The 24,594-nt window shown below is 44.5% G+C and carries 17 protein-coding genes and 3 tRNA genes; 12 read left to right on the top strand and 8 right to left on the bottom strand.

All coding sequences use genetic code 11. From position 1 onward, the window contains the following. Nucleotides 1-120 precede the first annotated feature (120 nt). The gene (locus FIV04_RS15280; protein WP_032552648.1) at nucleotides 121-843 is read right to left on the bottom strand and encodes a GntR family transcriptional regulator; all 723 of its coding nucleotides are present in this window, start codon (nucleotides 841-843) and stop codon (nucleotides 121-123) included. Nucleotides 844-1,155: 312 nt separating this feature from the next. On the opposite strand from FIV04_RS15280, the gene mngA reads away from it, so the two are divergent. The 4 genes from mngA to manA all read left to right on the top strand — a co-directional run bounded on the left by mngA (nucleotide 1,156) and on the right by manA (nucleotide 8,338). Next, nucleotides 1,156-3,090 carry a PTS 2-O-a-mannosyl-D-glycerate transporter subunit IIABC gene (mngA, locus tag FIV04_RS15275; RefSeq protein WP_152469602.1) on the top strand — a complete coding sequence of 645 codons (1,935 nt, stop codon included), beginning with the start codon at nucleotides 1,156-1,158 and terminating at the stop codon, nucleotides 3,088-3,090. A 209-nt stretch (nucleotides 3,091-3,299) separates the two neighbouring features. Then, complete coding sequence (gene mngB, locus FIV04_RS15270; protein ID WP_152469601.1) at nucleotides 3,300-5,939, top strand: mannosylglycerate hydrolase; 2,640 nt, start codon at nucleotides 3,300-3,302, stop codon at nucleotides 5,937-5,939. A 45-nt stretch (nucleotides 5,940-5,984) separates the two neighbouring features. After that, complete coding sequence (locus FIV04_RS15265) at nucleotides 5,985-7,148, top strand: glycerate kinase (protein WP_152469600.1); 1,164 nt, start codon at nucleotides 5,985-5,987, stop codon at nucleotides 7,146-7,148. 2 nt (nucleotides 7,149-7,150) lie between these two features. Next, on the top strand, nucleotides 7,151-8,338 hold the full coding sequence (manA, locus tag FIV04_RS15260) for a mannose-6-phosphate isomerase, class I (RefSeq protein ID WP_152469599.1): 1,188 nt from the start codon (nucleotides 7,151-7,153) through the stop codon (nucleotides 8,336-8,338). Between the two features lie 227 nt (nucleotides 8,339-8,565). On the opposite strand, the gene FIV04_RS15255 is transcribed toward manA, so the two are convergent. From FIV04_RS15255 to FIV04_RS15245, 3 genes are all read right to left on the bottom strand, one after another. Continuing rightward, nucleotides 8,566-8,856, bottom strand: a complete 291-nt coding sequence (locus FIV04_RS15255) for a putative quinol monooxygenase (RefSeq protein WP_150896522.1) — start codon at nucleotides 8,854-8,856, stop codon at nucleotides 8,566-8,568. Nucleotides 8,857-9,058: 202 nt separating this feature from the next. After that, nucleotides 9,059-10,498: an endonuclease/exonuclease/phosphatase family protein gene (locus tag FIV04_RS15250; RefSeq protein WP_152469598.1), complete on the bottom strand. Its 1,440-nt coding sequence runs from the start codon at nucleotides 10,496-10,498 to the stop codon at nucleotides 9,059-9,061. Nucleotides 10,499-10,759: 261 nt separating this feature from the next. Next, complete coding sequence (locus FIV04_RS15245; RefSeq protein ID WP_150869658.1) at nucleotides 10,760-11,902, bottom strand: fatty acid desaturase; 1,143 nt, start codon at nucleotides 11,900-11,902, stop codon at nucleotides 10,760-10,762. A 182-nt stretch (nucleotides 11,903-12,084) separates the two neighbouring features. Between FIV04_RS15245 and FIV04_RS15240 the strand changes: the two genes are divergently transcribed. Next, nucleotides 12,085-12,624: an N-acetyltransferase gene (locus tag FIV04_RS15240; RefSeq protein WP_032552641.1), complete on the top strand. Its 540-nt coding sequence runs from the start codon at nucleotides 12,085-12,087 to the stop codon at nucleotides 12,622-12,624. Between the two features lie 67 nt (nucleotides 12,625-12,691). Here FIV04_RS15240 and FIV04_RS15235 read toward each other — a convergent pair whose 3' ends face one another. From FIV04_RS15235 to FIV04_RS15220, 4 genes are all read right to left on the bottom strand, one after another. Further along, entirely contained in the window at nucleotides 12,692-13,750 is a 1,059-nt protein-coding gene (locus FIV04_RS15235; protein ID WP_253895560.1) for a diguanylate cyclase, read from the bottom strand. Between the two features lie 267 nt (nucleotides 13,751-14,017). Further along, nucleotides 14,018-14,953 carry a ribosome biogenesis GTPase YlqF gene (gene ylqF, locus FIV04_RS15230; protein WP_032552640.1) on the bottom strand — a complete coding sequence of 312 codons (936 nt, stop codon included), beginning with the start codon at nucleotides 14,951-14,953 and terminating at the stop codon, nucleotides 14,018-14,020. A gap of 262 nt (nucleotides 14,954-15,215) precedes the next feature. Then, complete coding sequence (ltaE, locus tag FIV04_RS15225) at nucleotides 15,216-16,220, bottom strand: low-specificity L-threonine aldolase (protein WP_152469596.1); 1,005 nt, start codon at nucleotides 16,218-16,220, stop codon at nucleotides 15,216-15,218. 9 nt (nucleotides 16,221-16,229) lie between these two features. Next, complete coding sequence (locus FIV04_RS15220) at nucleotides 16,230-16,745, bottom strand: NUDIX hydrolase (RefSeq protein ID WP_152469595.1); 516 nt, start codon at nucleotides 16,743-16,745, stop codon at nucleotides 16,230-16,232. Between the two features lie 291 nt (nucleotides 16,746-17,036). Between FIV04_RS15220 and FIV04_RS15215 the strand changes: the two genes are divergently transcribed. The 7 genes from FIV04_RS15215 to FIV04_RS15185 all read left to right on the top strand — a co-directional run bounded on the left by FIV04_RS15215 (nucleotide 17,037) and on the right by FIV04_RS15185 (nucleotide 24,555). After that, on the top strand, nucleotides 17,037-18,695 hold the full coding sequence (locus FIV04_RS15215; RefSeq protein ID WP_152469594.1) for an ATPase RavA domain-containing protein: 1,659 nt from the start codon (nucleotides 17,037-17,039) through the stop codon (nucleotides 18,693-18,695). Nucleotides 18,696-18,706: 11 nt separating this feature from the next. Continuing rightward, nucleotides 18,707-20,152 (top strand): ATPase RavA stimulator ViaA, encoded by a 1,446-nt coding sequence (gene viaA / locus FIV04_RS15210; protein ID WP_032552636.1) that lies wholly within the window; start codon nucleotides 18,707-18,709, stop codon nucleotides 20,150-20,152. 169 nt (nucleotides 20,153-20,321) lie between these two features. Beyond that, a tRNA-Cys gene (locus FIV04_RS15205) sits at nucleotides 20,322-20,395 on the top strand. Between the two features lie 120 nt (nucleotides 20,396-20,515). Next, nucleotides 20,516-20,602 (top strand) — tRNA-Leu (locus tag FIV04_RS15200). A 56-nt stretch (nucleotides 20,603-20,658) separates the two neighbouring features. Further along, a tRNA-Cys gene (locus tag FIV04_RS15195) sits at nucleotides 20,659-20,732 on the top strand. 296 nt (nucleotides 20,733-21,028) lie between these two features. Next, on the top strand, nucleotides 21,029-22,894 hold the full coding sequence (locus FIV04_RS15190) for a methyl-accepting chemotaxis protein (RefSeq protein WP_152470639.1): 1,866 nt from the start codon (nucleotides 21,029-21,031) through the stop codon (nucleotides 22,892-22,894). Between the two features lie 230 nt (nucleotides 22,895-23,124). Further along, nucleotides 23,125-24,555, top strand: a complete 1,431-nt coding sequence (locus tag FIV04_RS15185) for a PLP-dependent aminotransferase family protein (protein ID WP_152469593.1) — start codon at nucleotides 23,125-23,127, stop codon at nucleotides 24,553-24,555. Nucleotides 24,556-24,594: the final 39 nt, after the last annotated feature.

The following is a 24,594-nucleotide window of genomic DNA, read 5'->3' as shown; positions in this document are numbered from 1 at the left end:
ATTTTAGAAGAGGAAGCAGCAGGAACTAGGCGAATGTTACTATCTAAGCGTTAATAGAAACGAAAAGAGCCCACGAATCGATCGAGAGCTCATTTTTATTAAGGTACAGCTGCAGCATTACTATGCTTGACGCTGTCTCTTCGCAACTAAAGTGAATCGGTAGTCGTTGGAAGTAAAGTAGTTACGACTGTATTCAAATACTGTGTCGTCAGCCAAATAGCCACGAGTTCGTTTTTCAATGATCGGTTGTGCTGGATCGATCCCGAGTTGTTCGGCCACATCGGCTGGAGGTAAAACCGGGACCAGCTCTTGTTCACTGCGATCGATCACCATTCCCTTTGTTTTCTCGATGAAGTCATATTTCGACTTCTGCATTACCTGATAGGTAAGGTCTGGGAATAAGTTAACTGGCAGCCAAGTTTCTTCAACAGTGATTGGGCTGTTATCCATATGACGAACACGTTTTACATAGAACACCATCTCACCTTCACCAATGTCTAAATGTTCAGACATTGCGAGCGAACATGGCTTTATCTCAAATGCGAGTACATCACTGTGAGTCACTACATCTAAGTGAGCCCATTTCTCTTGGAAGCTTGATTGTTGATAGATGTCGTAATTGATCTTGTTCTCTTTAACGTAAGTACCGCTACCTTGAACACTCTCTAATTCGTCATTCTCGATCAGCAATTTCAATGCTTGTCTTACGGTTACACGACTAACAGAAAATACTTCCCTGAGCTGCGCCTCGGTTGGCAATGCTTCGCCAACTTTGTATTCACCAGATTTGATTTTGTCTCGGATTGCATCGGCGATTTTGCGATACATCGGGAGTCTTGCCATTTTTGCCTCATTAATCGCTAGGGCGACTAGACTTAAATAATTTGTTGTTAAATGCCGTAATTTGACGGTACCCAATAACCTTGAATCACGTTAGGGTGATAATCGTATGGGTGTCTGTAGTGCTTATAATACAAATTAAATGGTACATCTCAAGCTTTCTCGTACATTTGAAAGATATCTTTAAGATACAAATTAAATACAAATTTGTATTCATGAGATCATGATCACGGATCATATGTCTCTAAGTTGTATTATTGTCATCGTCGACAGGGAGAACTGTCGCACTAATCCGTGACAATGGGACAGAAGGTTATGAAACTTACAACTCTAACTAACAAGTCGCTCGTAAATCTGCAAACTACGTTTAGCAGCCGAGAAGAAGCGATTAATGCACTAGCTGAACAACTGGATCAGCAAGGCAAACTACATGACAAGCAGCAGTACCTAGATGCTGTATTTGCGCGTGAAGCTCAAGGCCCAACAGCACTTGGTGAAGGCCTTGCAGTACCGCATGGTAAGACTGACGCGGTTAAAGAAGCAGGTTTTGCCGTTGCAACACTTAAGCAAGACATGAAATGGAAAGGCCTTGATGAAGACGAAGATGTGAATCTAATCTTCTTGATCGCGATTCCAAATGCAGAAGCGGGCTCTACCCACATGCATCTGCTTACTGAATTGACCACAACACTTGTTGACGATGATGTTCGCGAAGCCGTATTGAAAGCGACCACCGCTGAAGAGATTTTCGCGCTATTAGATGGTGAAAATCAAACGGAAGAAAAACAAGACAACTTAGATACAAATGCACCAACAATTGTATGTGTTACTGCTTGTCCTGCGGGCATCGCTCATACCTATATGGCCGCTGAGTATTTGGAAAAAGCGGGTAAGAAGCTGGGTTACAACGTTCATGTTGAGAAGCAGGGCGCTAATGGTATCGAAGACCGCTTAACTGCTGACCAGCTTAATAATGCCGTTGCTTGTGTCTTCGCAGCCGAAGTCGCAATTAAAGAGCTTGATCGCTTTAACGGTATCCCACGAGTAGAAACTCCGGTAGCAGAGCCGATTAAACACGCTGAGCGCATTTTAAATGACGCGATTGATGAATCTAAAAATGGCAATGGCGCTGATCGCACCGTGGCAACAGATGATAAGCCGAAGAAATTGCCACTTAAAACTGAGCTCAAGCAAGCGCTTCTTTCAGGTATCTCTTACGCTGTTCCCCTAATCGTTGCTGGTGGTACTGTTCTGGCAGTCGCTGTTCTTATCGCTCAAATTTTTGACCTGCAAGAGCTGTACGCAACCAAAGACTCTTGGTTATGGATGTACCGCAAATTAGGTGGTGGTTTGCTCGGTACATTAATGGTACCAGTACTAGCAGCTTACACAGCATACTCACTTGCAGATAAACCGGCATTAGGTCCAGGTTTCGCAGCGGGTATCGCAGCTAACCTCATCGGTTCAGGTTTCCTTGGTGGTGTTGTTGGTGGTTTGATTGCCGGTTACGTTATGCGCTGGGTGAAAGAAAATGTTCGCCTAAGCCCTGCATTCAACGGCTTCCTAACCTTCTATCTATACCCGGTAATCGGCACATTAGTGGCGGGCTCTTTGATGCTGTTTGTTATCGGTAAACCGGTGGCATTACTCAATCAAGGTTTAACTGATTGGCTAAACGGCATGTCGGGTACTAACGCTCTACTACTAGGCGCAATCATCGGTCTATTCGTATCGTTCGACTTGGGCGGCCCAGTTAACAAAGCGGCTTACGCATTCTGTTTAGGTGCGATGGCAAACGGTGTTTATGGTCCTTATGCAATTTTCGGCTCGGTTAAGATGGTATCTGCGTTCACGGTAACAGCATCTACTCTTATTGCTCCGCGTCTGTTTAAAGATTTCGAGATTGAAACGGGTAAATCAACTTGGTTACTTGGCTTAGCGGGTATCACTGAAGGTGCGATTCCAATGGCGATTGAAGATCCAATTCGTGTTATCGGCTCGTTCCTACTGGGTTCTGTCGTTACAGGTGCAATGATTGGTGCGGCAGGTATCGGTCTATCAACCCCGGGTGCAGGTATCTTCTCTATCTTCCTACTTCATGACGCTGGTTTAGGTGCATTCTCTGCCGCAGCAATTTGGTTCGGCGCAGCACTTATCGGTACGATTATTTCAACAATTACTCTTCTGGTATGGCGAGGCCACGCTGTAAAAAAGGGTAAGTTTGAAGTGCAAACCGCAGCACAAAACTAACTAAATTCTGAGTTAACTCCTTAACTCACTCAATAAATATAACGAACAACACTGGCTGTCCTAATTTCTGTGCTCCTAACGTTTTATTCACACAGAATCTGGGCGTGGATTCTTGCACCCTAAATTTAGTGGCAGCCAGTTTTAACCCCTTGAAAATTTTAAAAATTAGCGGTTTTGAGTGTCGAATCCGCAAACTTAGGTAAATCACTATGACTACATCACGCGTTCATATTACTCCACACATGCACTGGGATCGTGAATGGTATTTCACTACTGAAGAGTCGCGCATTCTTCTTGTGAACAACATGGAAGAGATCATGCAGCGTCTTGAGAACGACTCTGAATACAAGTATTACGTTCTCGATGGACAAACAGCGGTGCTGGAAGATTACTTTGCTATCAAGCCAGAGAATAAAGCGCGCGTAAAAGCACTGGCAGAAGCAGGTAAGTTGATCGTGGGCCCTTGGTACTCTCAGACTGACACTATGCAAGTTTCAGGTGAGTCTATCGTTCGTAACATGATGTATGGACTACGTGATTGCCTAGAGCTAGGTGAGCCAATGAAGATCGGTTATCTACCGGATTCATTTTCAATGAGTTCACAGCTGCCAATGATCTACAACGGCTTTGATATTGATACTGCTATGTTCTGGCGTGGTTGTTCTGAGCGTCACGGTACCAACAAAACAGAATTCTTGTGGCAATCAAACGATGGCTCAGAAGTGATGGCGCAAGTGCTTCCTTTGGGTTACGCGATTGGTAAATACCTACCTCAAGACGAAGAAGGCCTGCGTGCTCGTCTAGACAAATATTTCCCAGTGTTAGAGAAACCTTCAGTAACGAAAGACATTCTGTTACCTAATGGTCACGACCAGATGCCGATTCAGAAAGACATCTTTGAAGTGATGGATAAGCTGCGTGAAGTGTATCCAGATCGTGAATTCATGATGAGCCGCTTTGAGGAAGTGTTCGATCGTATCCGTGAAGAGCGTGAAAACCTAGACACTATCAAAGGTGAATTTAACGACGGCAAATACATGCGCGTTCACCGCACGATCTCTTCTACGCGTATGGATATCAAATTGATTCACGCAGAAGTAGAAAACAAGATTGTAAACATTCTAGAGCCACTGGCATCGATCGCATGGACTCTGGGCTTTGAATACCACCACGGTCTTATCGAGAAAATGTGGAAAGAGAGCATGAAGAACCACGCTCATGACTCTATCGGTTGCTGCTGCTCAGACAAAGTTCACGCTGAGATCCTAAACCGCTACATTCTAGCGGACGACATGGCATCAAACCTAATCAACTTCTATAAACGTAAGATCGTTGACCACATGCCAGCGCGTGAAGGTTGCGACAAACTGGCGTTCTTCAACTTGTCTCCTTATGAGCGTGAAGAGGTGATCAACACAACGATTACGATTCGCGCAAACGAGTTCAACATCTTTGATGAAAATGGCAACCAAGTTGAATACTACATTCAAGATCAACGCGTGATTGACCCAGGCAAGATCGACCGTCAGATCGTTCACTACGGGAACTACGACCCGTTCATTGAATACGACATCCAGATTAAACGTGCTGTACCAGCAATGGGTTACACCACGCTACATATCGAAGGTAATACGAAGGGCAACAACATCGTTGCTGAACAAAAAGACTACCTGTTAGAGAACGAGTTCTACCGCATCAATGTCAACGACAACGGCACACTGTCAGTATTCGACAAAGAAACAGAGATGCTGTTTGACCAAGTACTTCGCGTAGAAGACGGTTCAGACGATGGTGATGAGTACGATTACTCCCCATCACGTCAAGAGTGGCTGCTTTACTCGGATGAGTTTAAGGCTGAAACCAGCATTAAGCACGAAGGTTTCCAATCTGTAGCAACAATAAAGCTACGTATGAACGTGCCAGCAAACTTACAAGAACGTGAAGAACGTACAGGCCAAAACGGCTTCGTCGATGTTGATTGCCAAGTGGTATTGAAACAAGGCTCTCGCCGCATTGAAGTTCGTATGGAACTGGATAACCAAGCAGATGATCACCGCGTGCGCGTTCTAGTACCAACGCCTTTCGTTTCTGAAAATGTCGTTGCTGATAACCAGTTCGGCTTGATTACTCGCCCAACGAACGATCCAGCAATGGCGGTTTGGGAAGAAGAGAAGTGGAAAGAAGCGCCAGTACCGGTTTACCAACTAATGAACTTCGCTGCTGTTGAAAACACCACGGGTGGTATGGCGTTGATGACTAATGGTCTACGTGAGTTTGAAGTTATCTCAAGCAAAGGCAACGAAGAGCGCGATACATTTGCTCTAACTCTATTACGCGGTGTTGGCGTACTGGGTAAAGAAGAACTATTGCTTCGTCCAGGTCGTCCTTCAGGTATCAAGATCCCAACGCCAGATTCACAAACACGTGGCAAAATTGTATGTGAGTTTGCGCTGTTTGGCTTCGCGGGAAACCACATTGACGCAAACATCATGGCGGAAGCTCGTGACAATGTCACGCCAATCGAGTGTTACAACAAGATCCCATACAACGCGATGAAACTGAACGTTGGCGAGCAAGACAAACCACTGACGTACTCACTACTGAATAAAGTGCAGAAAGGCGCAGTATTGAGTGTGCTTAAGAAAGCAGAAGATGAAGACGCGTTGATTCTACGTGTCTACAACCCTGCCGAATCGGGTGAAGTAGAAGACAAGGTTCAGTTTACTCAACCTGTGATTTCTTGGCTTGAAACGAGTATGGACGAACGAGTTCGCGATACTCAAGTGGAAGTTCAAACCTTTGGCACTCTAAAGGCGTGTCAGGCGAAATCATTCCAAGTGAAATTCTAACTTAAGGTACTCCGCCCAGGTGTTGGGCGGAGTAGGTGAACGACGATGAAAATTGTTATTGCTCCTGATTCATTCAAAGAATCTCTATCTGCGAAGCAGGTGTGTGAAAGCATTGAGGCTGGGTTTCGCCAAGTATTTCCTTGTGCAGAGTATGTTCACTTACCGTTAGCTGATGGCGGAGAAGGAACGGTTGATGTTCTGTTGCAAGGGCTTGAAGGTGAGTTGCGCACATCAACAGTAACGGGACCACTCGGTGAACCTGTTCAAGCAAGCTGGGCGTTACTTAATGGTGACAAGTCAAACGGAGAGAAAACGGCACTGATTGAATTCGCTGCTGCTTCAGGTCTTGACCTCATTACACCACAGCAGCGAGACGTTCAGCGAGCAACCAGCTTTGGTACAGGGGAACTGATCAAACAAGCATTAGATTGTGGTGTAGATAAGATCTTACTTGGCTTAGGTGGTAGTGCCACGAACGATGCGGGGGCGGGGATTGCTCAAGCATTGGGGGCGAGGTTACTGGATGCGAACGGTTGTGAATTACAACCGGGTGGTAATGCGTTGAGTGACATCGCAAAGATAGATCTTTCAAACCTTCACCCTCGCTGTAGAACAGTTGAGTTTGTTATCGCTTGCGATGTAGACAATCCATTGACTGGCCCTAATGGAGCAAGCCACGTCTTTGGTCCGCAGAAAGGGGCGACAGCGGAACTTGTCGAAACGTTGGATGCAGCCATTGAACAGTTTGCTTTGGTTGTGAAATCAGAGAGTGGGCAAGATCATCGTGAGTGTAAGGGGTTTGGAGCCGCTGGTGGCGCACCTCTAGGGCTATCTTTGCTGTTTGATATTCACATCAAACAGGGCATTGAGATGTTTTTGGACACGCTAAATGCTGACAACGTGCTCGAAGATACAGACCTTGTTATTACTGGGGAAGGCCAAATGGATAATCAAACCTTACAAGGTAAGACGCCATTTGGAATCGCCAGACGCGCGCAAAGTAGACGCATTCCGACGATCGGTATTGCTGGCTCATTAGGTCAAGAAATCGATGAGTTATACCAAGTCATCAACAGCACCTTTGGCACTGTACGTTCACCGCAACCTTTAGAACAAGTTTTATCGGAAGCGAGTCGCAACCTAACTCGCACTGCCCGCAACATCGCAGCCACGCTCAAGCTTGGCAGCCAGATTTTTAATGAGAAGTAATTATGTCTCTATTTAAACTCGACAATGTTATTCAAAACTACGCATGGGGCAGTAAAGACTCCATTAACCAATTGTTTGGTATTGTAAATCCTAATCAAGAACCACAAGCTGAGATCTGGATGGGAGCTCACCCAAATGGTTGTTCGAAGGTCGGTGGCACAGGCGAAACTCTCTCTCACGTGATTGATGAGAATAAGATTGATGTCTTAGGTGGCTATACAGCGGCACGCTTTGGTGAATTACCTTTCCTATTTAAGGTGCTGGCTGCGGAAACACCTTTGTCTATTCAAGTTCACCCGAACAAACGTAAATCTGAAATAGGCTTCGAGCGTGAGAATGCGTTGGGTATTCCACTGAATGCGTCTAACCGTAATTACAAAGATCCAAACCACAAACCTGAGTTGGTTTATGCACTGACGTTTTATAAGGCGATGAATGGATTCAGACCGATTGAAGACATTATTGCTTTGTTTGAAGAGGCTGATATTCCATCGTTAGCGATTGAGTTAAACGTTCTTAAAGCCAATGCCGACAGTGATTCATTGAAAGCATTTTTTACCGCGATCATGTCGTTAGAAGGCGAAAAGAAAGAAACGGCGTTACAGGAATTGTACGCGGCACATCGACGTCCGGCTAAGACGGTAATGGGTCGAGAAGCTCTGCAATACAGCCAAGACTTTAAACAGCACTACCCAGGTGACATCGGTTTGTTTGCGCCATTGATGTTAAATACGGTTGAACTCGCACCGGGAGAAGCCATGTTTTTGTTTGCGGAAACACCACACGCTTATGTTCAAGGTACTGGTTTAGAGATCATGGCGAACTCCGACAACGTTCTGCGAGCAGGTTTAACGCCAAAGTACATTGATGTTCCAGAGCTGATTGACAACACTATTTTTGAACCTATCAAGCCTCAAGATATCCGGTTAAAGCCAGTGCTAAAAGAAGGAAAGATGAGCTATCCAATCCCAGTCGATGACTTCGGGTTTGACATTCTATCTGCAACCGATGAAAGCAAATCACAGTACCTACGCAGCGCGGAGATCTTGTTCTGTGTAGAAGGGGAAGCGACGGTAACCTCGGAAGGGCAGAGTATCACACTGAAACCGGGAGAGTCGGTTTTTGTGAGTAACAATTCAAGTGTTTACCAATATCAAGGGAATGGTATCTTGGCTCGTGCTTTCAACTAATGCCCCCGTGTTAGCTAAAAAGCAAAGAGATATCAGAGCGTTATTTAGTCATAGTTAACGCTCAATATTGGTTTGATGGTTGCTACAGAGCTGTTATAAGCAGTCACAAAGTTTGACCATGCCCGCCGTAGTTGGCGGGTTTTTTCGTTATGGACAAAAATCACAAGTCCTTAAAACGACAAAACCCCGTCTTATGAACGGGGTATTCTAAAGCCGTGAGAAGTTACTTAGGCGACGTGAGTCATTTTGTTGATAATAAACGATTCAACCGAACCTTCAGTTGCCGCAAGGTAGTCCGCGATATGTTGGCTGCCTAAATGCTTCTCTAACAGAGTTTCTGATTCCCAATTTTCATGAAAAACGAAGTGAGCAGGGTTGTCGTTGTCTTGGTGCAGATCGTAATTGATACAACCTTCCTCTACACGAGTAGGCTCGATTAATTTGATCAGTTCAGATTTAACTAGGTCGATGCGGTCTTGTTTTGCGACGATAGTGGCAATAATAGTTAGCTTGCTCATTCTTTATTCCTTGGAATTTTGCTCGATAAGTGCAAGTAATATAGGCAGTTTATAGACGGGATTAAAGAGTGCCCAAATCCAATAACTATGGATGCTTGAGTCCATAATTAAAAGAGGGTTGCTTGAGTAATAATTACAAAAAGAAAATAAAAAATGCCCAACTCAAGAGTCGGGCATTATTGAAAAAGCTTAAGCGGGAATATTAGTTATGGATTTCAGCTTTGATCCAAACCATGCGGTGATCCGAAGAGATATCTTTACCGTTACCGTAGTTGCCTACACGCTCATCATTCATTAACAGACGACCTTCTTCAAATGTAGCAGGCCAGTACACGCCAGAATCTGAAATAGTTAGGTTCTCTGATGGAACAACATGATCAAGACGCAGACCGCTTGTGCTTGTTACTTGACCTGGGTTTGGAGTATCCCAGTTTGCTTCTTTACATTCGCCAAGTGCTAAACACTCTGGGCCGCCAAGGCTAGAAGGTGCTAATGGGCCAAACGTCGCTAAACGGTTCACTTTGTCGTGATCCATTAGTGCATTGATTGCTGTTAGGTCGCCATCGCCTTTAAGAGGATCGGCATTAAGGTCGCCCATTACTACGAACTTGGCATCATCAGCTAAACCGCCTGTCACACCTTTATCATCGTACATGTAGTTTTTACCTTCGATGTAATCAACCCAGAAGTTAACTTCATCAGCATTTTGAACCTTGTTCTTACCTGTATCGAAAATCGGTGGTGTCGGGTGAGACATAAGCAGATGAATTGTGTCAGTAGTGCTATCTTCTTGTGGGATCAGGATTGGTGCGTCAACGTGGTTTTTAGAAGAAAGGCGAACTTCTGCCCACTCTTCAGCAGTGTACCAATCATCACCACATTCCATACCTTCAGGGATCGGATTCCAAGAATCATTACAGTTGGTGATCGTTGGCATGGTAGCCGAAGGCATATCGCTCCATTTGAATTTTTGGAAAGTACGAATGTTGTCGTGATCAATTTCGTACATGGACATTAGAGCGAACGCATATTGTCCGTGGTAATTACCAAAGCCCCATGCATCACCTGGGAGCTGGCCTGCATTACCGTCGTTATCTAAGTCAAAACCAAATTCGTTTAATAGACCGGTGTTGGTTGCGAAGTTAGCAAAGTATTGGAATACGATTGGCTCTAAATGAATACCGTCTTGGTCAAAACTATTAGAGTTTTGAGAAACCGCAAGGTAGTTCAAACGGAAACCAATGATAGCGTCATTGTTTTCAGCAGTACCGTCGTTGTTGAACTCTGCCATCATAATAACCGCTGGGCGCTCAGTCTGGATGATTGCAGCTACGTTGCGAATCTGGATCACTTTAAGAGCTGTTGCGTTGTCTTCATCAGACAGCGTTTTATCTTGCCAGCCTTTAATCAGTGCATCTTGCTCTGGTTTAGTCAGCTTCATTTCTGCAACAAGATCTTCGTAGGTATAACGATCGAAAGATAGGTTGAATACTGCGATGCGTCCTTTGCTGTCTACAGGCGTCGGTTGTGGAACTTCAGGCTGAGGAACTTCTGGGTAGTAATTGTTTGTTGTTTCGTCACCGCAGCCGAATAAAAGGGTAGTAGAGATTGCTAGCGCCAGTGATGTTTTTAACATTTTCATAAAATGATTCGCTTTTGTAGTCCGTGGAACAGGAGGGCGCGCATTCTATGTTACAAAATGAAATTCCGTAAGTGACTTTGATCACAACTAGAAATGTAAGCAAACGTTTTCTTACATTGTAAGTGTGATATTAGATGTTGCTTCAGATTTGATTAGAGTTTTTATTCAACCCAAACCATAAACAGGGTAATAAAAACGAAAAAGCGCCAAGGCTGTTTTAGCCTAGGCGCTTGATAAAGAACAGAATATGTTATTAAAAGGTTAAGCGTACTGTTCTACTGTTTGGGCCCAATTACGCTTCTGCTGTTCAAAATTGAGCTTGATTTGTTGGTAACGTACTTTAAGCAATGAGTGCTCATACTTCTTAACTACGTCGTCTCGTTTGCTCTCAAGCAACTGCTTTTTCACAGCGTAGTATTCATTCATGTTTGCAACAAGAGAGTCGAACTCTGCTTGCAGTTTCTCAGCTATTTGAATGTTGTCTGCTCGATGCATGATTTTCTGTTGAGTACGTTTTAAGAGCATCGTAGCTTCGGCTTTCTCAATTCGAGCCTGTGGCGTTTTCTTTAATTTCGACGTCAGGCCGCATAGCGACGCGCCTTTGATCAGCCATTTAGTTGGATCGTATTGCCACCAGTAAATGCCATTGCGGTAATCATTCTCAAAAATATGATGGAAGTTGTGGTAACCCTCGCCAAAAGTCAAAACCGCAAGAATACCATTATCACGTGCTGTGTTCTTATCTGTGAAAGGTTGGCTACCCCAGATGTGAGCAAGTGAGTTGATAAAGAAAGTGGTGTGGTGGTTAAGTACTAAACGAACTGCACCAACCATTAGCAACATGCCAATCACGTCACCATAGATCACGCCAAGCGCGATAGGGACACCAAAATTCATGATCAGCGCTAACAAGATGTAATGTTTATGCTGCCACATCACAATTTTGTCTTTTTTAAGATCGCGGCAATTTTCGTAATCTTTATAAATTGAGGTGTTGTAGTTGCGAATCATCCAACCGATATGCGAGTACCAAAAACCACGTTTAGCTGAGTACGGGTCTTTGTCATTGTTGTCGACATGCTTGTGATGTACTCGGTGATCAGAAGACCAGTGAAGGGCACTGTTTTGAAGTGCAAATGCGCCACCCAAAGCAAAAAGGAATCGTAAGCTAGAATGCGCTTCAAACGCCTTGTGCGACCATAAACGATGGTAACCCGTTGTTATTGATAGATTACAAAAGCTAAAACAGATCGCCAACCAAACCCAATGCTCCGCGCCGTATCCGTTGTAGTAGCCATAAAGAGGGGCGGCAACTAGAGCCAAAAGCATACTAAAAGAGAAGATAAAAACGTTTAGCCAGATCAGAGGCGGCTTCTTATTTTGCGTTGTATTGCCAGTTGTCATCAGCATATTCCATTGAGCGTACAGATGTGCGCTAGAATATCAGCGTACACGTGTAAGTCAAGAATCAAAGTGTAAGTACCTATTAGCGGTCGGGTTTTAATAGTATGTTTTGCTTTAATTTTGTAGGTAAGTAGTATTAAATGTAGAAGTTATAAATAAATGGAAGTGCTAAGGGCTAATAAATGGAAATTAGAGTAGCTGAATATAAAGATTACGAGCGTATCGCACAGTTACATGCAGACAGTTGGAAAATCTACTATCGAGGTATTCTTGCTGACCAATATCTAGATCAGGACGTTCTAGAAGACAGATCGGTAATTTGGCAAACACGCCTTATCAACCCTCCTTTTAATCAACATGTTTTACTTCTTGAAGAAGGTGGGCTGCTTGTTGGGTTTGTATGTGCATTCGGAAATCACAACTTCGACCGTGGTACTTTTATTGATGCGTTGCATGTTGATAACGCCTACCGTGGTCGTGGGATTGGTAAACGCTTGTTATCAGAGCTCTCAGAGAGACTTGAGCAATACTATGCTGATAGTGGCCTCTACTTAGAGGTGATGTCTAAAAACAAGCAAGCTATCGGGTTTTATGAGTCCATCGGTGGTAAAGAAGAGCTTGAGCAAATTTGGGATGCGCCTTGCGGCAGTAAAGTAAAAGAGAAAGTCTACTCTTGGCCTTCACCTTCGACTTTAGCTCAGCAACTACAAACGCCAGCTTGATAAAGTAAGCACGATTAAAAATAGAAAGCCCCGAGGATTAGCTCGGGGCTTTTTGTTTGTGCCGTGTTTAGACTGCTACAGTTTCTACATTGGGGTAGGAGACGGTGCACCATGAAATGCAGTTACGCCCATTCTTCTTAGATTGGTAAAGCGCTCTATCAGCATCTTCAATCAATTGTTCAACCGAACCAACAGCGCGATCAATATGTTTTACGCCAACAGAAACCGTCACGTCCAAAGAAAGCTTTGAAGGTGATGTGAGCAAACTATCGGAAAGTTGTTGCGCCTGGGTGCTATTTAACCCTTGAGCAATAATCAGAAATTCTTCTCCACCATATCTGAAAAGGTTGCTCTTAACTGGCAGCTTAGCCTTAATCGCTTTCGCAAGTTCTTTGATAACCATATCGCCAGTTTGGTGACCGTATGTATCGTTGACCGACTTAAAGTGGTCGATATCGATCATAATGGTTGTCATAGATTGATTACGATTGATGTTCGGCTCGATAACTTGGTGTAGATAAAGTCTGTTGTAGCAGCCGGTTAGAGCATCTTGGTAAGAGAGTGCTTCAAATAGGTTCGATTGTTTTCTCAGTTGGATCGCTTGCTTGCGCAGTTGTTCAGATTGAGAGAAGCGTTTGTGAACTTCTAAGTCTCTTCTTAAGCTTGCTGCGGCAACCAATACGTAGGTTGCTAAATAGATAGAGATAATTTCAAGTTCATGCGCAGGTTCAGCGGCATAAAGAAGTGGCGATAAACCGATAAGATAGCTAGCCAGTATGCAGGTTAGGGTAAATAAACTGTATCGAGCAGATAGACGAGAGAAGGTACCGAGATAAATCATTACCAGAATGACGCCGCCTTGGTAGTCATAATTTCCAAAGCCGATGGCTATCCTTCCAACGACAACGAGAAACAGTGCACTCGTTATCAGTAGTAAACTCTCTAACTGTTGCAGTATGTTTGGTCGATTATTTATGCAGTAATACGCGGCTCCCGCCATCAATGCTGAAAGAATGACGCGCAGAACAATAGGCATGATGCACTGGTCACCAAAATGAATGAAGTCGGTGATGATAAAGGCTAGAAATATAGTGATCGGTAGGTAGATGAAATTGACATACGGCAGGTATATTTCATTATCAAAATAGGTTTTGAAACGCTGGTTTTGAAAACCGGGATATGAACGCATCTTAAAATTCGCTACGGGATCACAAAATAATGCGTCAGTATGTCTATGAAACTCACTAATGTAAATTTTAGATTTTATTTATGTGACAAGATATTAGTTCTATCAATGACGGGGTAATGCTGAGAAGTGACGCCCTAACGATATCATTAGGGCGAGAAAAGCCGGAAAATTCGCGTAACGAGTTTACGCGAATGTGGGCAATAATTAGCGCTTGTTCTTCAGGTAACGCTTACGACGCTCTTCTTTTTTCTTTGCTTTCTCTTCAGCTTTACGTAGTGCTTCCTGTTCTACTTCGATCAGCTCTTGTGTGATCATCTCTGGTAGCTCTAGAGTCACTTGACCTAGTGTACCGTTGCGCAGTTCATGAAGTAGAATTTCTGAACATTTATGCAAATCGATATGACCGCCTGCACGCAGTGCACCTCGCTTGCGACCGATCTCTTCCATCAGTTCAATGTCTGACTCTGGTAGTTCTTCGATTTGGTAACGCTCTTTCAGTAGGTGAGGGTATTGCTTCGCCAAGTACTCTACCGTGTAGAAAGCTACTTCATCGTATTCCATTGCAGTATCTTTTACTGCACCAGTTGCTGCTAGGCGGAAACCACTGTGTGGGTTTTCCACTTTTGGCCACAAGATTCCCGGAGTATCAGAAAGCACCACACCGTTTTGTAGGTTGATGCGTTGCTGGCGACGAGTCACAGCAGGTTGGTTACCTGTTACAGCGATCGTACGACCTGCTAGACAGTTAATGATGGTTGATTTACCAACGTTTGGAATACCCATGATCATGGTACGAATGTTTTTACCGATCTCTTCACGGTGAGGAGCTAACTTACGTACCAGCTCCATGATGTGATTCACTTCTTCTTTAACGCTGGTGGTAATCGCGATCGCTTTCACACCTTGCTCTTTTTCAAAGTGCTCAATCCACATCTGTGTTAGCTCTGGATCGGCTAGGTCGCGTTTGTTTAGAACTTTAACTACCGGTTTACCTGCTTTGATCTCTGCAATCATTGGGTTTTCTGAACTAAATGGAATACGCGCATCTAGTACTTCAATGATAACGTCGACTTTAGGGATAACTTCTTCGATTTCTTTGCGGGCTTTGTGCATGTGGCCCGGAAACCATTGGATAGACATAGAGATAAACCTTGTAAAAATATTTTGAGCACATTGTAAGGGTTCGATAGGGCGTGTAAAGCTATATAGGCTTTGCACTGCGATATATCGGTAGAAAAACAACCAAGTGCTTTAGTTTATTGAGCTTAGCACAGGCTGAAGTCGGCTTATCTTGTTTTACGTCGAGGGTAGGCGGATCTTTTTGAAGGCAAAAATAAACCCTATATTGTGATTAGCAACATAGGGTTTGGTTTTTTTCAGTTATTTGGGTCGCAAGCCGTAACTAAAGAACGGCTTTAAGCTCTGTTAGGAAGCGAGCGATATCTGCGCTAGAGATATCACGGTGTGTCACAAAGCGAATCGGGTTGCTCGGTGTAATAGTGATCTCTTTTGCTGCCAGCTTATTCGCGATTGCTGTGATATCGACACTGTCATCTAGCTTGGCGAATACGATGTTAGTTTGAACAAAGTCAGGGTTCACTGAGAAGCCTGTCAATTCGCTAAGGCCAATTGCGAGATCTTTCGCGTTTTTGTGGTCGGTCTTCAGTTGCGCTACGTTTTCTGTAAGCGCCATTTTACCTGCTGCCGCCAAGATACCAGCTTGACGCATACCGCCCCCCACCATTTTTCTTAGGCGACGTGCTCTAGCGATATACTCTTTGCTGCCTAGAAGCAGTGAACCAACCGGAGCCCCCAGACCTTTAGATAAACAGATGGTCATTGAGTCAAAATGCTGAGCGATTTCTTTAACGGGAACATCTAATGCCGCCGCTGCGTTGTATACACGAGCACCATCTAAATGCAGTTTTAAACCGTGCTTGTTGGTGAACTCACGAGCTTCGGCCAAGTAAGAAAGTGGCAGCACCTTACCATTGATGGTGTTTTCTAAGCTCAGTAGCGTTGTGCGAGCGAAGTGGCTGTCGTCAGGCTTAATTGCACTTTCGAGTTTGCCAAAGTCTAGAGTACCGTCTGGGTTATTCTCAATCGGTTGTGGCTGAATTGAACCGAGAACCGCGGCACCTCCCGCTTCATATTTATAGTTGTGAGCTTGCTGCCCACACAAGTATTCATCACCGCGTCCACAATGGGCCATTAATCCTAGAAGGTTGGCTTGCGTGCCCGATGAAGTGAACATGGCGGCTTCAAAACCTGCTTCTTCGGCTGCCCACTGCTCTAAGTCATTTACAGTCGGATCATCACCGTAGACATCGTCGCCAACCTCGGCGTTAGCCATAACTTGGCGCATAGCCTGACTTGGTTTGGTGACGGTATCAGAACGAAAGTCCATATTTCTCTCCTATAGGTAGCCGCAAAGCTGGGCTTTACTTAAACACGCGATAGTTTTGGTATCGGTAATTTGGTCGTTACGAATTTTTTGTTGAAGCTCTTCAATAGTCAGCTCAAGCACTTCAATGACTTCGTCATCATCACAGCTGAAGCGTGTGGTTAGGTTGAGCTCTGATGCAACGAATAGATGCTGGATCTCATCACAGAAGCCAGCGAGTGGAGTCACTTGCCCCAAACTTTGAAATTGACCAGCACTGTAACCAGTCTCTTCTTCAAGTTCTCGCTTCGCACAATCTAAAGGTGTTTCACCTTGTTCCATCGTGCCTGCTGGGAGCTCTAACAGCCATTTTTTTAACGAAGGTCTAAATTGATTGATGAGAATGACCTTTCCGTTAGACGTGATGGGAAGTATGACTGCTGCGCCAGGATGTTGAATCGTAGTGTGAGTTATTGAGGACCCGGTGGGTAATTTAACATCCTCTTCTATTAGTGAGATGCTTTTCCATTTGTGGATTATTGTTTTCATGGAGTGGTAGTCACTTTCCTTGCCAATTGCCGGACATATAAGACGTCGACCACCATAACGCCAATTATGTCGAAAATAAAAGAAAAATTCTGAATGCGTTCCACGAAACTCATCACACATTGTGACTCTATTCTCAAAATTGGAATCTTTGATTACACCAAAATTACCAACCTAACCATCTGATATAAATGCTACTCAACAATAAAATACACTTGTAACAAAGTGCTAACAAATGTATAAAAACATATCTACACTCTTAATTATCTTGAAAGTTTCCGGAGTTTTGCTGTGATGAACCCTTCTGTATCCTCCCATGCTGACAAAGCATTACTCTCCGAACGCATTAACAAGCTTGCTCAAGCCTTATCTGACGGTGTTTACGAACGTGAAGACACCATTAAACTTTGTTTACTTGCTGCGCTTGCAGGCGAAAGTGTTTTCTTGCTTGGTCCTCCGGGTATCGCGAAAAGTCTGATCGCGAAACGTTTAATACAAGCTTTCGATAACAGTAGTTACTTCGAATATTTGATGACGCGCTTCTCAACCCCAGAAGAAGTTTTTGGTCCATTGAGTATTCAAGAATTGAAAGACAATGGTCGTTACGTGCGTTTAACTGAGGGTTACTTGCCAACCGCTCAGGTTGTTTTCCTTGATGAGATTTGGAAAGCAGGTCCGGCAATCCTTAATACGCTACTGACTGTTGTTAACGAAAAAACCTTTAAAAACGGCAGCGACATCGAACGTGTTCCGATGCGACTGTTGGTTTCTGCATCTAACGAATTACCAGATGAAGACAGCGGCCTAGAGGCTCTTTATGACCGTATGCTGGTGCGCGTGTTCGTAAACCGTATCCAGAATAAGCAGAATTTTAAGTCGATGCTAACCACGGGTACACCTCAAGAAGCGACCATCCCACCGGGTCTGGCTATCACTGATATTGAATACCACCAATGGCAGAAAGAGCTAGATCGTCTAGAGCTTAACGACAACGCCTTCGACAAGCTTTACGAGCTTAAAACCATGCTTGAAGAGACAGTGAAGAAGCAGGGCGGCGCAATGTCAGACTCTGAACTTTACGTGTCTGACCGTCGTTGGAAGAAAGCCGTTAAGCTGCTTAAAGCGAGTGCCTTCTTCAGTGGCCGTGATACGGTGAATCCGCTTGATATCATGTTACTTCAAGACTGTTTATGGCATAGCCCAGAGTCTCGTGACGTGGTGCGTAGTGTCGTTAACGATTTTGCGTTGAACCGAGCGTTTGACCAACAAGAATCAAAACACCAAATTGAGCTAGCACGTGAAGAGTTAGAAGAGATTCAAGAAGATGTAGAGTCAACTCTATCTGTATCTCTTTCAATGGAAACGAGCAGCGGTCTATTGCGTAAAGACATTTACCAGCACGATATTAAGAACGCAAAAATGTACAGCGTGGGCAGTGCCTACAACCTAGTGAAGTTGGTGCTACTGCAAAGCAATATGTCAGTGTCTGAGTCTGAAAAGGGCGACAGTCGCTGGGTTTACGTTGCTAAAGATGATTTCGACCGCGTGATCAAAGAAGGTCACGGTGACATCTATGGTTATGTAAATGAAAACAAGAACCTATGTCGCCTCAAGCTGGATTTAGATGCATCTAACCAACTCGTTATCAAAGACATTGCTAACCGTTCAGTGTTAGTTAGCGTCGTGACGTCTGATGGTCTGGACAAAGAACTATACGACAAATGGTTAACAGGTGCAGAAGCCGCGCTTAAACAGCTTCAAGACGCAGAATTTAACCTCAAGAAAGTGCGCTCAGATTTCCATGGTGCGCTACCACATAACTTTATTGACCCTGAATTACCGAAGGCGATGGAAGCAAGCTTGCAATCCATCACTCAAGATCTTGAAACCACACAGGTTAAGAGCAGTAAGATCGTTCAGCGTATCAAGTTCATGAGCCAATACTTCGAGTAAGGGGACCCTATATGTTAGGAGCAGACGGATTAAATCTGGCTTTAATGGTCGCAGACTCTGGCATCATTGATACTGCAATGAACGACTTATTGGCCCGCTCGCAAGTGATGATGGCGGCGGAAAACAAAGGTGTTAAAACCTCTGTTAAAAACCATTTAGTTAAGTGGCGTGGCAAGGTGAAAAAACGCGTCACCAAAGTCTGCGAAACCGATCGATTTCAACAAGAAATTGCCCTCTACCAAGAAGTGATTCACTGGAATGAAGAGCAGTTTTTTGAAGAGATCGACTCGGTGATCAAAAAGCTGGAGTGGCACTCTGCGTTTTATCTACAAGCTCGCCGTCTGCTTGAACACAATAAGGGCGTGTATAACGCCATGTTCCCGCATTACTTCTGTGACCAGTGGTATCAAGCCCTGTCTGAAGCGATCAAACAAGCGCAGGTAACTGAGCTTGAAGCAAGCAAAGAGAAAGTGCTTGCCGATCTTTACCAGCGCATGGAAACCATGAAAAACATGGACAAAGTGACGGAATCTGGTGATGAAGGCAGTGTAGGGCGTTTGTGGGATATGGCGTCAGCCAAGCTGAGCAAAACAGACCTTACGGTAATGAAGCGTCATGCAGAGTTTCTCAACAAGCACAAAGGGCTTCAAGAGATTGCTGAGAAGCTTGGCCGTATGGCTGGTTTAGAAGATGACCCGTCTCTGCATAAAGCGCCGGTTGAAGAGCTTCAGATGGTCGAAGAAAAAGCCGATGAAGCGGTAGACGACATTGTCGGTATTCACGAAAGTGACGACCTTAATAAGATGCTGCCAAACGAAACCATGTTCCTGGCTTACCCAGAACTCGAAGTTATCTTCTACAAGCATTTAGCTGATAAGCGTTTATTGAGTTACCGCTCTCAAGGTAAATCTCGAACTTTAAGAAAAGTGAAAGCGCAAAAACCAGATGCTAAGAATGTCGATATCGAGAAAGGGCCATTTATCGTCTGTGTTGACGCCTCTGGCTCGATGAGCGGCTTCCCTGAGCAATCGGCTAAAGCTATGGCTTATGCGTTGATGCAAATTGCATTGGCAGAAGAGCGCGATTGTTACGTAATTCTGTTCTCTTCAGAGCAAATCACTTATGAGTTAACTCGTCAGGACGGATTGCGTGAAGCGAGTGACTTCTTAAGTTACTCATTCCACGGCGGTACCGATTTAGAACCAGTCTTGATGAAGTCGATTGATCTCATGATGGGCGATAAGTACAAGAACGCAGATTTGGTTGTGCTTTCTGACTTTATCGCACCTAAGCAGTCTGATGAGATGATTGCGCAGGTTGAGAAATTGAAACAACACAAGAATCGCTTCCACGCTGTGAGCCTTTCTAAGTACGGCAACCCTCAATTAATGAGTATGTTTGATCACTGTTGGTCGTACCATCCAAGCCTCGTTGGGCGTTTAATGAAAAAATGGTGATGTAAATTGCTGTACGATTTCTGTCTGAATAGGTGGAAGGTGCAGCAATTTGATTTAAATGTCAGCAAACAGAATTTAAATGCACATTTTTATTTGACTATCCTTTCTCAATCCGTAAAGTAAGCACCCGAACACAGCGGGACAACATCCTAACGTGTTGAAATAAAAAGGCGCCTTGGCAGAGTGGCTATGCAGCGGATTGCAAATCCGTGGACCTCGGTTCGACTCCGGGAGGCGCCTCCATTCAAACTTCGAGTTTGAATACAGAAAACATGTTTAGCTATAAATTTTGTAATGTTGATTCACTTCGACATTAAAGATGGTGTTTACGAATCGTAACGGCATCGCAATAAAGAATTGCGTGCCCTGGTGGTGGAATTGGTAGACACAAGGGATTTAAAATCCCTCGGCGTTCGCGCTGTGCCGGTTCAAGTCCGGCCCGGGGCACCATCTATTTCTCTTCTAAAGAGACACGTAGTTACCTTAGACTACGACAATCAAATTAAGGCGCCTTGGCAGAGTGGCTATGCAGCGGATTGCAAATCCGTGGACCTCGGTTCGACTCCGGGAGGCGCCTCCATTATTCAATCAAACCAGTCCTAGTGACTGGTTTTTTTGTATCTGAATTTTGGCTCTTGTTTTAAACACTTCTATATCTCGTTAACGTACCTATATTTCATAAGCACGCCTTCATAGCGGGTTCTATACTACTTTGGTATTGCACAAGTCACATATTGACAATTCATACCCAACTTGTTTCATTATTGAGTCGAAAATCTCATAAAATCAGTTGCATAGGTGAGACTATAAAACACTAACTCATGTTCTAAGTTTTATAAGAGGCTCTAAATTATGCAATTTAGTCTAAAGAGGAAAATGGTTTCCTCTGTGGTTTTGGCGATTGCGGTGACATCTGCCATTTTACTTTTCATTGGCTACAAAACGTTTCAAACCAATAGCTGGCAAGCGATAGAGAGTGAAAGCCGAAATACGCTCCATGCTCACGCCAAAGGCATTAGTGATTGGTTTCACGACAAGAAACAAGCAGTAAACGGATTACAACAACAAATCTCATTGAACCCAGATTTGGATGTGGTGCCTCACTTGCGACAAACCTTGGTGTCAGGTGGATTTGGCCTCAGTTATTTTGGAAACAAAGATGGTGAGATGTTCCGTCATGATCCTTCTTTGAATAAACCCGGTTATGACCCACGTGTTCGCGGTTGGTACAAAGAGACGCTGGCGGCGAACAGAGCAATTACCACCAAACCTTACGTGAGCGTCACCATGCAAACCTTGGTGGTTACGCTGACGGATCCTGTGTTTGAAAATGGTCAAATCGTTGGGGTAGCAGCGTCTAACCTCGCTCTAGATAAGTTAATTCAAGACGTATTGGCGATTCCAGTACCGGGTGATGGTCGAGCTATTTTGATCGATACTCAAGGCACAGTGGTTGCGCATAGTAACAAAGACTTCATTCTCAAGAAGATCACCGATATTGCCCCTGAGCTAAATGTTACGAGCTTAAATTCTGCAGCTGCGAACTTAACGACACTTTATGCATACGTAGATGGTGTAGAGAAAGTGATCATGGCCGAACCAATCAAGAATACCGATTGGATGCTTGTGATAGAAATGAATAAAGAGGTCTTGGAACAACCGCTATTTACCATGTTAATCAACCAAGTTACGACAGGTTTGATTGTACTGATCGTAATGGCTATCGCGACCTCATGGTTTGTTGCTCGCCAACTTGTCGAGTTGGGTCGAGTCGGTGAAGCGCTGGCGGACATCGCAGAGGGCGAAGGGGATTTAACACGCAGGCTGACAGTATCTAGTCATGATGAAGTGGGGCAATTGGCTGATAAGTTCAATACCTTCATTGATCGTCTCCACGAGATGATGAAAAACGTGAATAACGTGTCCTCAGCAATGACCCATGGTGCAGAACACGCCAACCAAAGTGCGATGAAGCGAAGCGAGAGCGTTGGCAAGCAGCAAGATGAAATCACTATGGTTGCAACAGCGGTAACTGAAATGGCGACAGCAACGTCAGAGATTGCATCTAACGCAGATAATACCGCTAAGAGCGCGACTCACTCAGTAGAGTTGAGCGAGCAAGGCTTCCAGCAAATGGAGAAAAGCCAAGCCTCAATCAATGAATTGGCTAATGAGTTAACTGGTGCTGTATCGATCATCAGTGAGCTTGAAGAGCATGGTCAACAAATCGCGACGATTCTGGCAACGATTCGTGAGATAGCCGAGCAGACCAACCTACTGGCACTTAATGCTGCGATTGAAGCCGCGCGTGCGGGTGAACAAGGCCGAGGCTTTGCCGTTGTTGCTGATGAGGTACGCGTATTGTCACAAAGAACGCACGCATCGACGGAAGAGATTGAAGACAAGATCAAACGACTTCAACAAGCAACCAATGGCGCGGTTAAAGTGATGAACCAGAGTCATGATATGGCACGTACCAGTGTCAATGACGTTAACTTAGCAGGTGAGAGCTTAGAGCAGATCCGTGAAGCGATTCAGGTGATCAGCGATATGGCGACCCAAATTGCCTCGGCTGCGGAAGAGCAATCGTTAGTAACCGCTGAAATCAACACTAATACTGAATCGGTGCGTGAGGTGAGTGATGTAATGGCCGTAGACGCTTCCGATGCTGTTGTTCAAGCTGACCAGCTCAATCAGTTAGCCAACGACCTTAAGCAAGAGCTGAGTCGCTTCAAGTTATAAAGATCAACGGATTTTAGTAACACAATAAATCAAGCACAGGCCGTCGAGTTTGTGCTTTTTCGTTTTTAGCCCGCACTGTAACTCGCAGTTAAGACTTCACTCCGCCAACTATAAGCAGAAAGTATAAGCAGAAAGTATAAGCATAAAACGCTAAGCATCTGTATTTCTTGCTATCTGCTTCTCTTGCAGTAACCTTATTGCCAAATCATTAAGTCTTTTGAAATAAGCGCATGAAAAAGTCTCAGGTATTAGCAGAGAAACTGAAGAATCAAATTGAGCACAATATCTGGTTGAGTGGTGAGAAACTACCATCGATCAGAAATGCATGTAAGCGCTATAAACTGAGTATCGAGACGGTTCTCCAAGCATACCAACAGCTTGAAGCTGCCGGCTATATCTATGCTAAGCCCAAGTCAGGCTATTTTGTATTACCTCGTCGAAGCGTAGTGACGGGGAGTGAGAGCAACTCAAAAGCCATCACGCCTTACTCAGTGCGGATCAGTGACCTGCTTTATGACGTACTTCAAAAGGCCAAAGACCCAAGCATTATCCCACTCAGTTCTGCTTTCCCAGATCCGTCTTTGTTTCCTCACCAAGCCCTGTCGCGAAGCCTCGCTAGTGCCAGTCGTCAAATGCCGGACAATAGTATGCTGACCAACTTGCCCCCCGGCAATCAAACCCTAAGAAGACAAATTGCGCAGCGTTATCAAGTGAATGGGCTTAATGTTCTACCGGATGATATCGTCATCACCTCTGGGGCGATGGAAGCGCTGAGTTTGTGTTTGCAGTCTTGCACTGAACCAGGTGATTTGGTCGCCATAGAATACCCCGCTTTTTATGGCGTACTTCAAACCATAGAGCGATTAAACTTAACGGCGGTAGAGATCCCAACAGATCCAGAGACTGGGATCGACCTTGATGTGCTCTCTTCAGTATTCTCATCCATGGATATTAAAGCGTGTTGGTTTATGACCGCGGCTCAAAACCCAGTAGGGTACTCAATGAGTAGCGAAAACAAGCAGCGCCTTGCTCAGCTGGTGAATCATCATAATGTGCCTATGATCGAAGACGACGTGTATCGAGAGCTATTCGTGGGCAGCGATTCGAGTCTGCCAGCGAAAGCTTATGATAAGAATGAAAATATCTTGTTATGCGGATCGTTTTCCAAGTCACTCTCGCCCGGCTTTCGTATTGGTTGGGTTGTTGCTGGCCAACAAGCGCTCAAGATCCAACGTCTACAGCATCTAGCAACATTATCGAGCAGTATCCCGATTCAATTGGCACTGTCTCATTATCTGACGTATTACAGCTACGACAACCACCTCAAGAAGCTGCGAAAGGTACTCCATGAGCGCAAGCAGAATCACATCAGTTTGCTGACCGACTATTTGCCCTCAGATACGGTGATTCATCAAACGCAGGGCGGGTACTTTCTTTGGATTGAGTTACCAAAGAATGTTTGTGTTGAAACGCTTTACGATAAAGCGCTCGAACACAATATTTCTGTTGCTCCCGGAATCATCTTTAGCGGTGACAAACGTTTTAATCATCACATTCGACTCAACAGTTCTTATGCTTGCGATGACAAGATAACGCACGCGATCAAAACCTTAGGAGACCTCGTTGCAGAGTTGAGTAAAGGGAAGCCAGAATCGACCTGATTTTCTGTGTAATATCTGCTACGAAATTTTCAATCTGTT

This window comes from Vibrio sp. THAF190c (assembly GCF_009363355.1).
GTDB classification, from domain to species: Bacteria; Pseudomonadota; Gammaproteobacteria; order Enterobacterales; family Vibrionaceae; genus Vibrio; species Vibrio fortis_A.
The sequence above is the reverse complement of the archived record's forward strand: the minus strand, read 5'-3'. Positions and strand labels throughout refer to the sequence as shown.

Coding starts and splice junctions, on each gene's coding strand:
- FIV04_RS15255 (WP_150896522.1), bottom strand. CDS start 8,856: ATGAGCAAGCTAACTATTATTGCCACTATCGTCGCAAAACAAGACCGC.
- FIV04_RS15220 (WP_152469595.1), bottom strand. CDS start 16,745: ATGAAAACAATAATCCACAAATGGAAAAGCATCTCACTAATAGAAGAG.
- ltaE (WP_152469596.1), bottom strand. CDS start 16,220: ATGGACTTTCGTTCTGATACCGTCACCAAACCAAGTCAGGCTATGCGC.
- FIV04_RS15185 (WP_152469593.1), top strand. CDS start 23,125: ATGAAAAAGTCTCAGGTATTAGCAGAGAAACTGAAGAATCAAATTGAG.
- ylqF (WP_032552640.1), bottom strand. CDS start 14,953: ATGTCTATCCAATGGTTTCCGGGCCACATGCACAAAGCCCGCAAAGAA.
- FIV04_RS15215 (WP_152469594.1), top strand. CDS start 17,037: ATGAACCCTTCTGTATCCTCCCATGCTGACAAAGCATTACTCTCCGAA.
- FIV04_RS15190 (WP_152470639.1), top strand. CDS start 21,029: ATGGTTTCCTCTGTGGTTTTGGCGATTGCGGTGACATCTGCCATTTTA.
- manA (WP_152469599.1), top strand. CDS start 7,151: ATGTCTCTATTTAAACTCGACAATGTTATTCAAAACTACGCATGGGGC.
- FIV04_RS15250 (WP_152469598.1), bottom strand. CDS start 10,498: ATGAAAATGTTAAAAACATCACTGGCGCTAGCAATCTCTACTACCCTT.
- mngB (WP_152469601.1), top strand. CDS start 3,300: ATGACTACATCACGCGTTCATATTACTCCACACATGCACTGGGATCGT.
- FIV04_RS15280 (WP_032552648.1), bottom strand. CDS start 843: ATGGCAAGACTCCCGATGTATCGCAAAATCGCCGATGCAATCCGAGAC.
- FIV04_RS15265 (WP_152469600.1), top strand. CDS start 5,985: ATGAAAATTGTTATTGCTCCTGATTCATTCAAAGAATCTCTATCTGCG.
- viaA (WP_032552636.1), top strand. CDS start 18,707: ATGTTAGGAGCAGACGGATTAAATCTGGCTTTAATGGTCGCAGACTCT.
- FIV04_RS15245 (WP_150869658.1), bottom strand. CDS start 11,902: ATGACAACTGGCAATACAACGCAAAATAAGAAGCCGCCTCTGATCTGG.
- mngA (WP_152469602.1), top strand. CDS start 1,156: ATGAAACTTACAACTCTAACTAACAAGTCGCTCGTAAATCTGCAAACT.
- FIV04_RS15240 (WP_032552641.1), top strand. CDS start 12,085: ATGGAAATTAGAGTAGCTGAATATAAAGATTACGAGCGTATCGCACAG.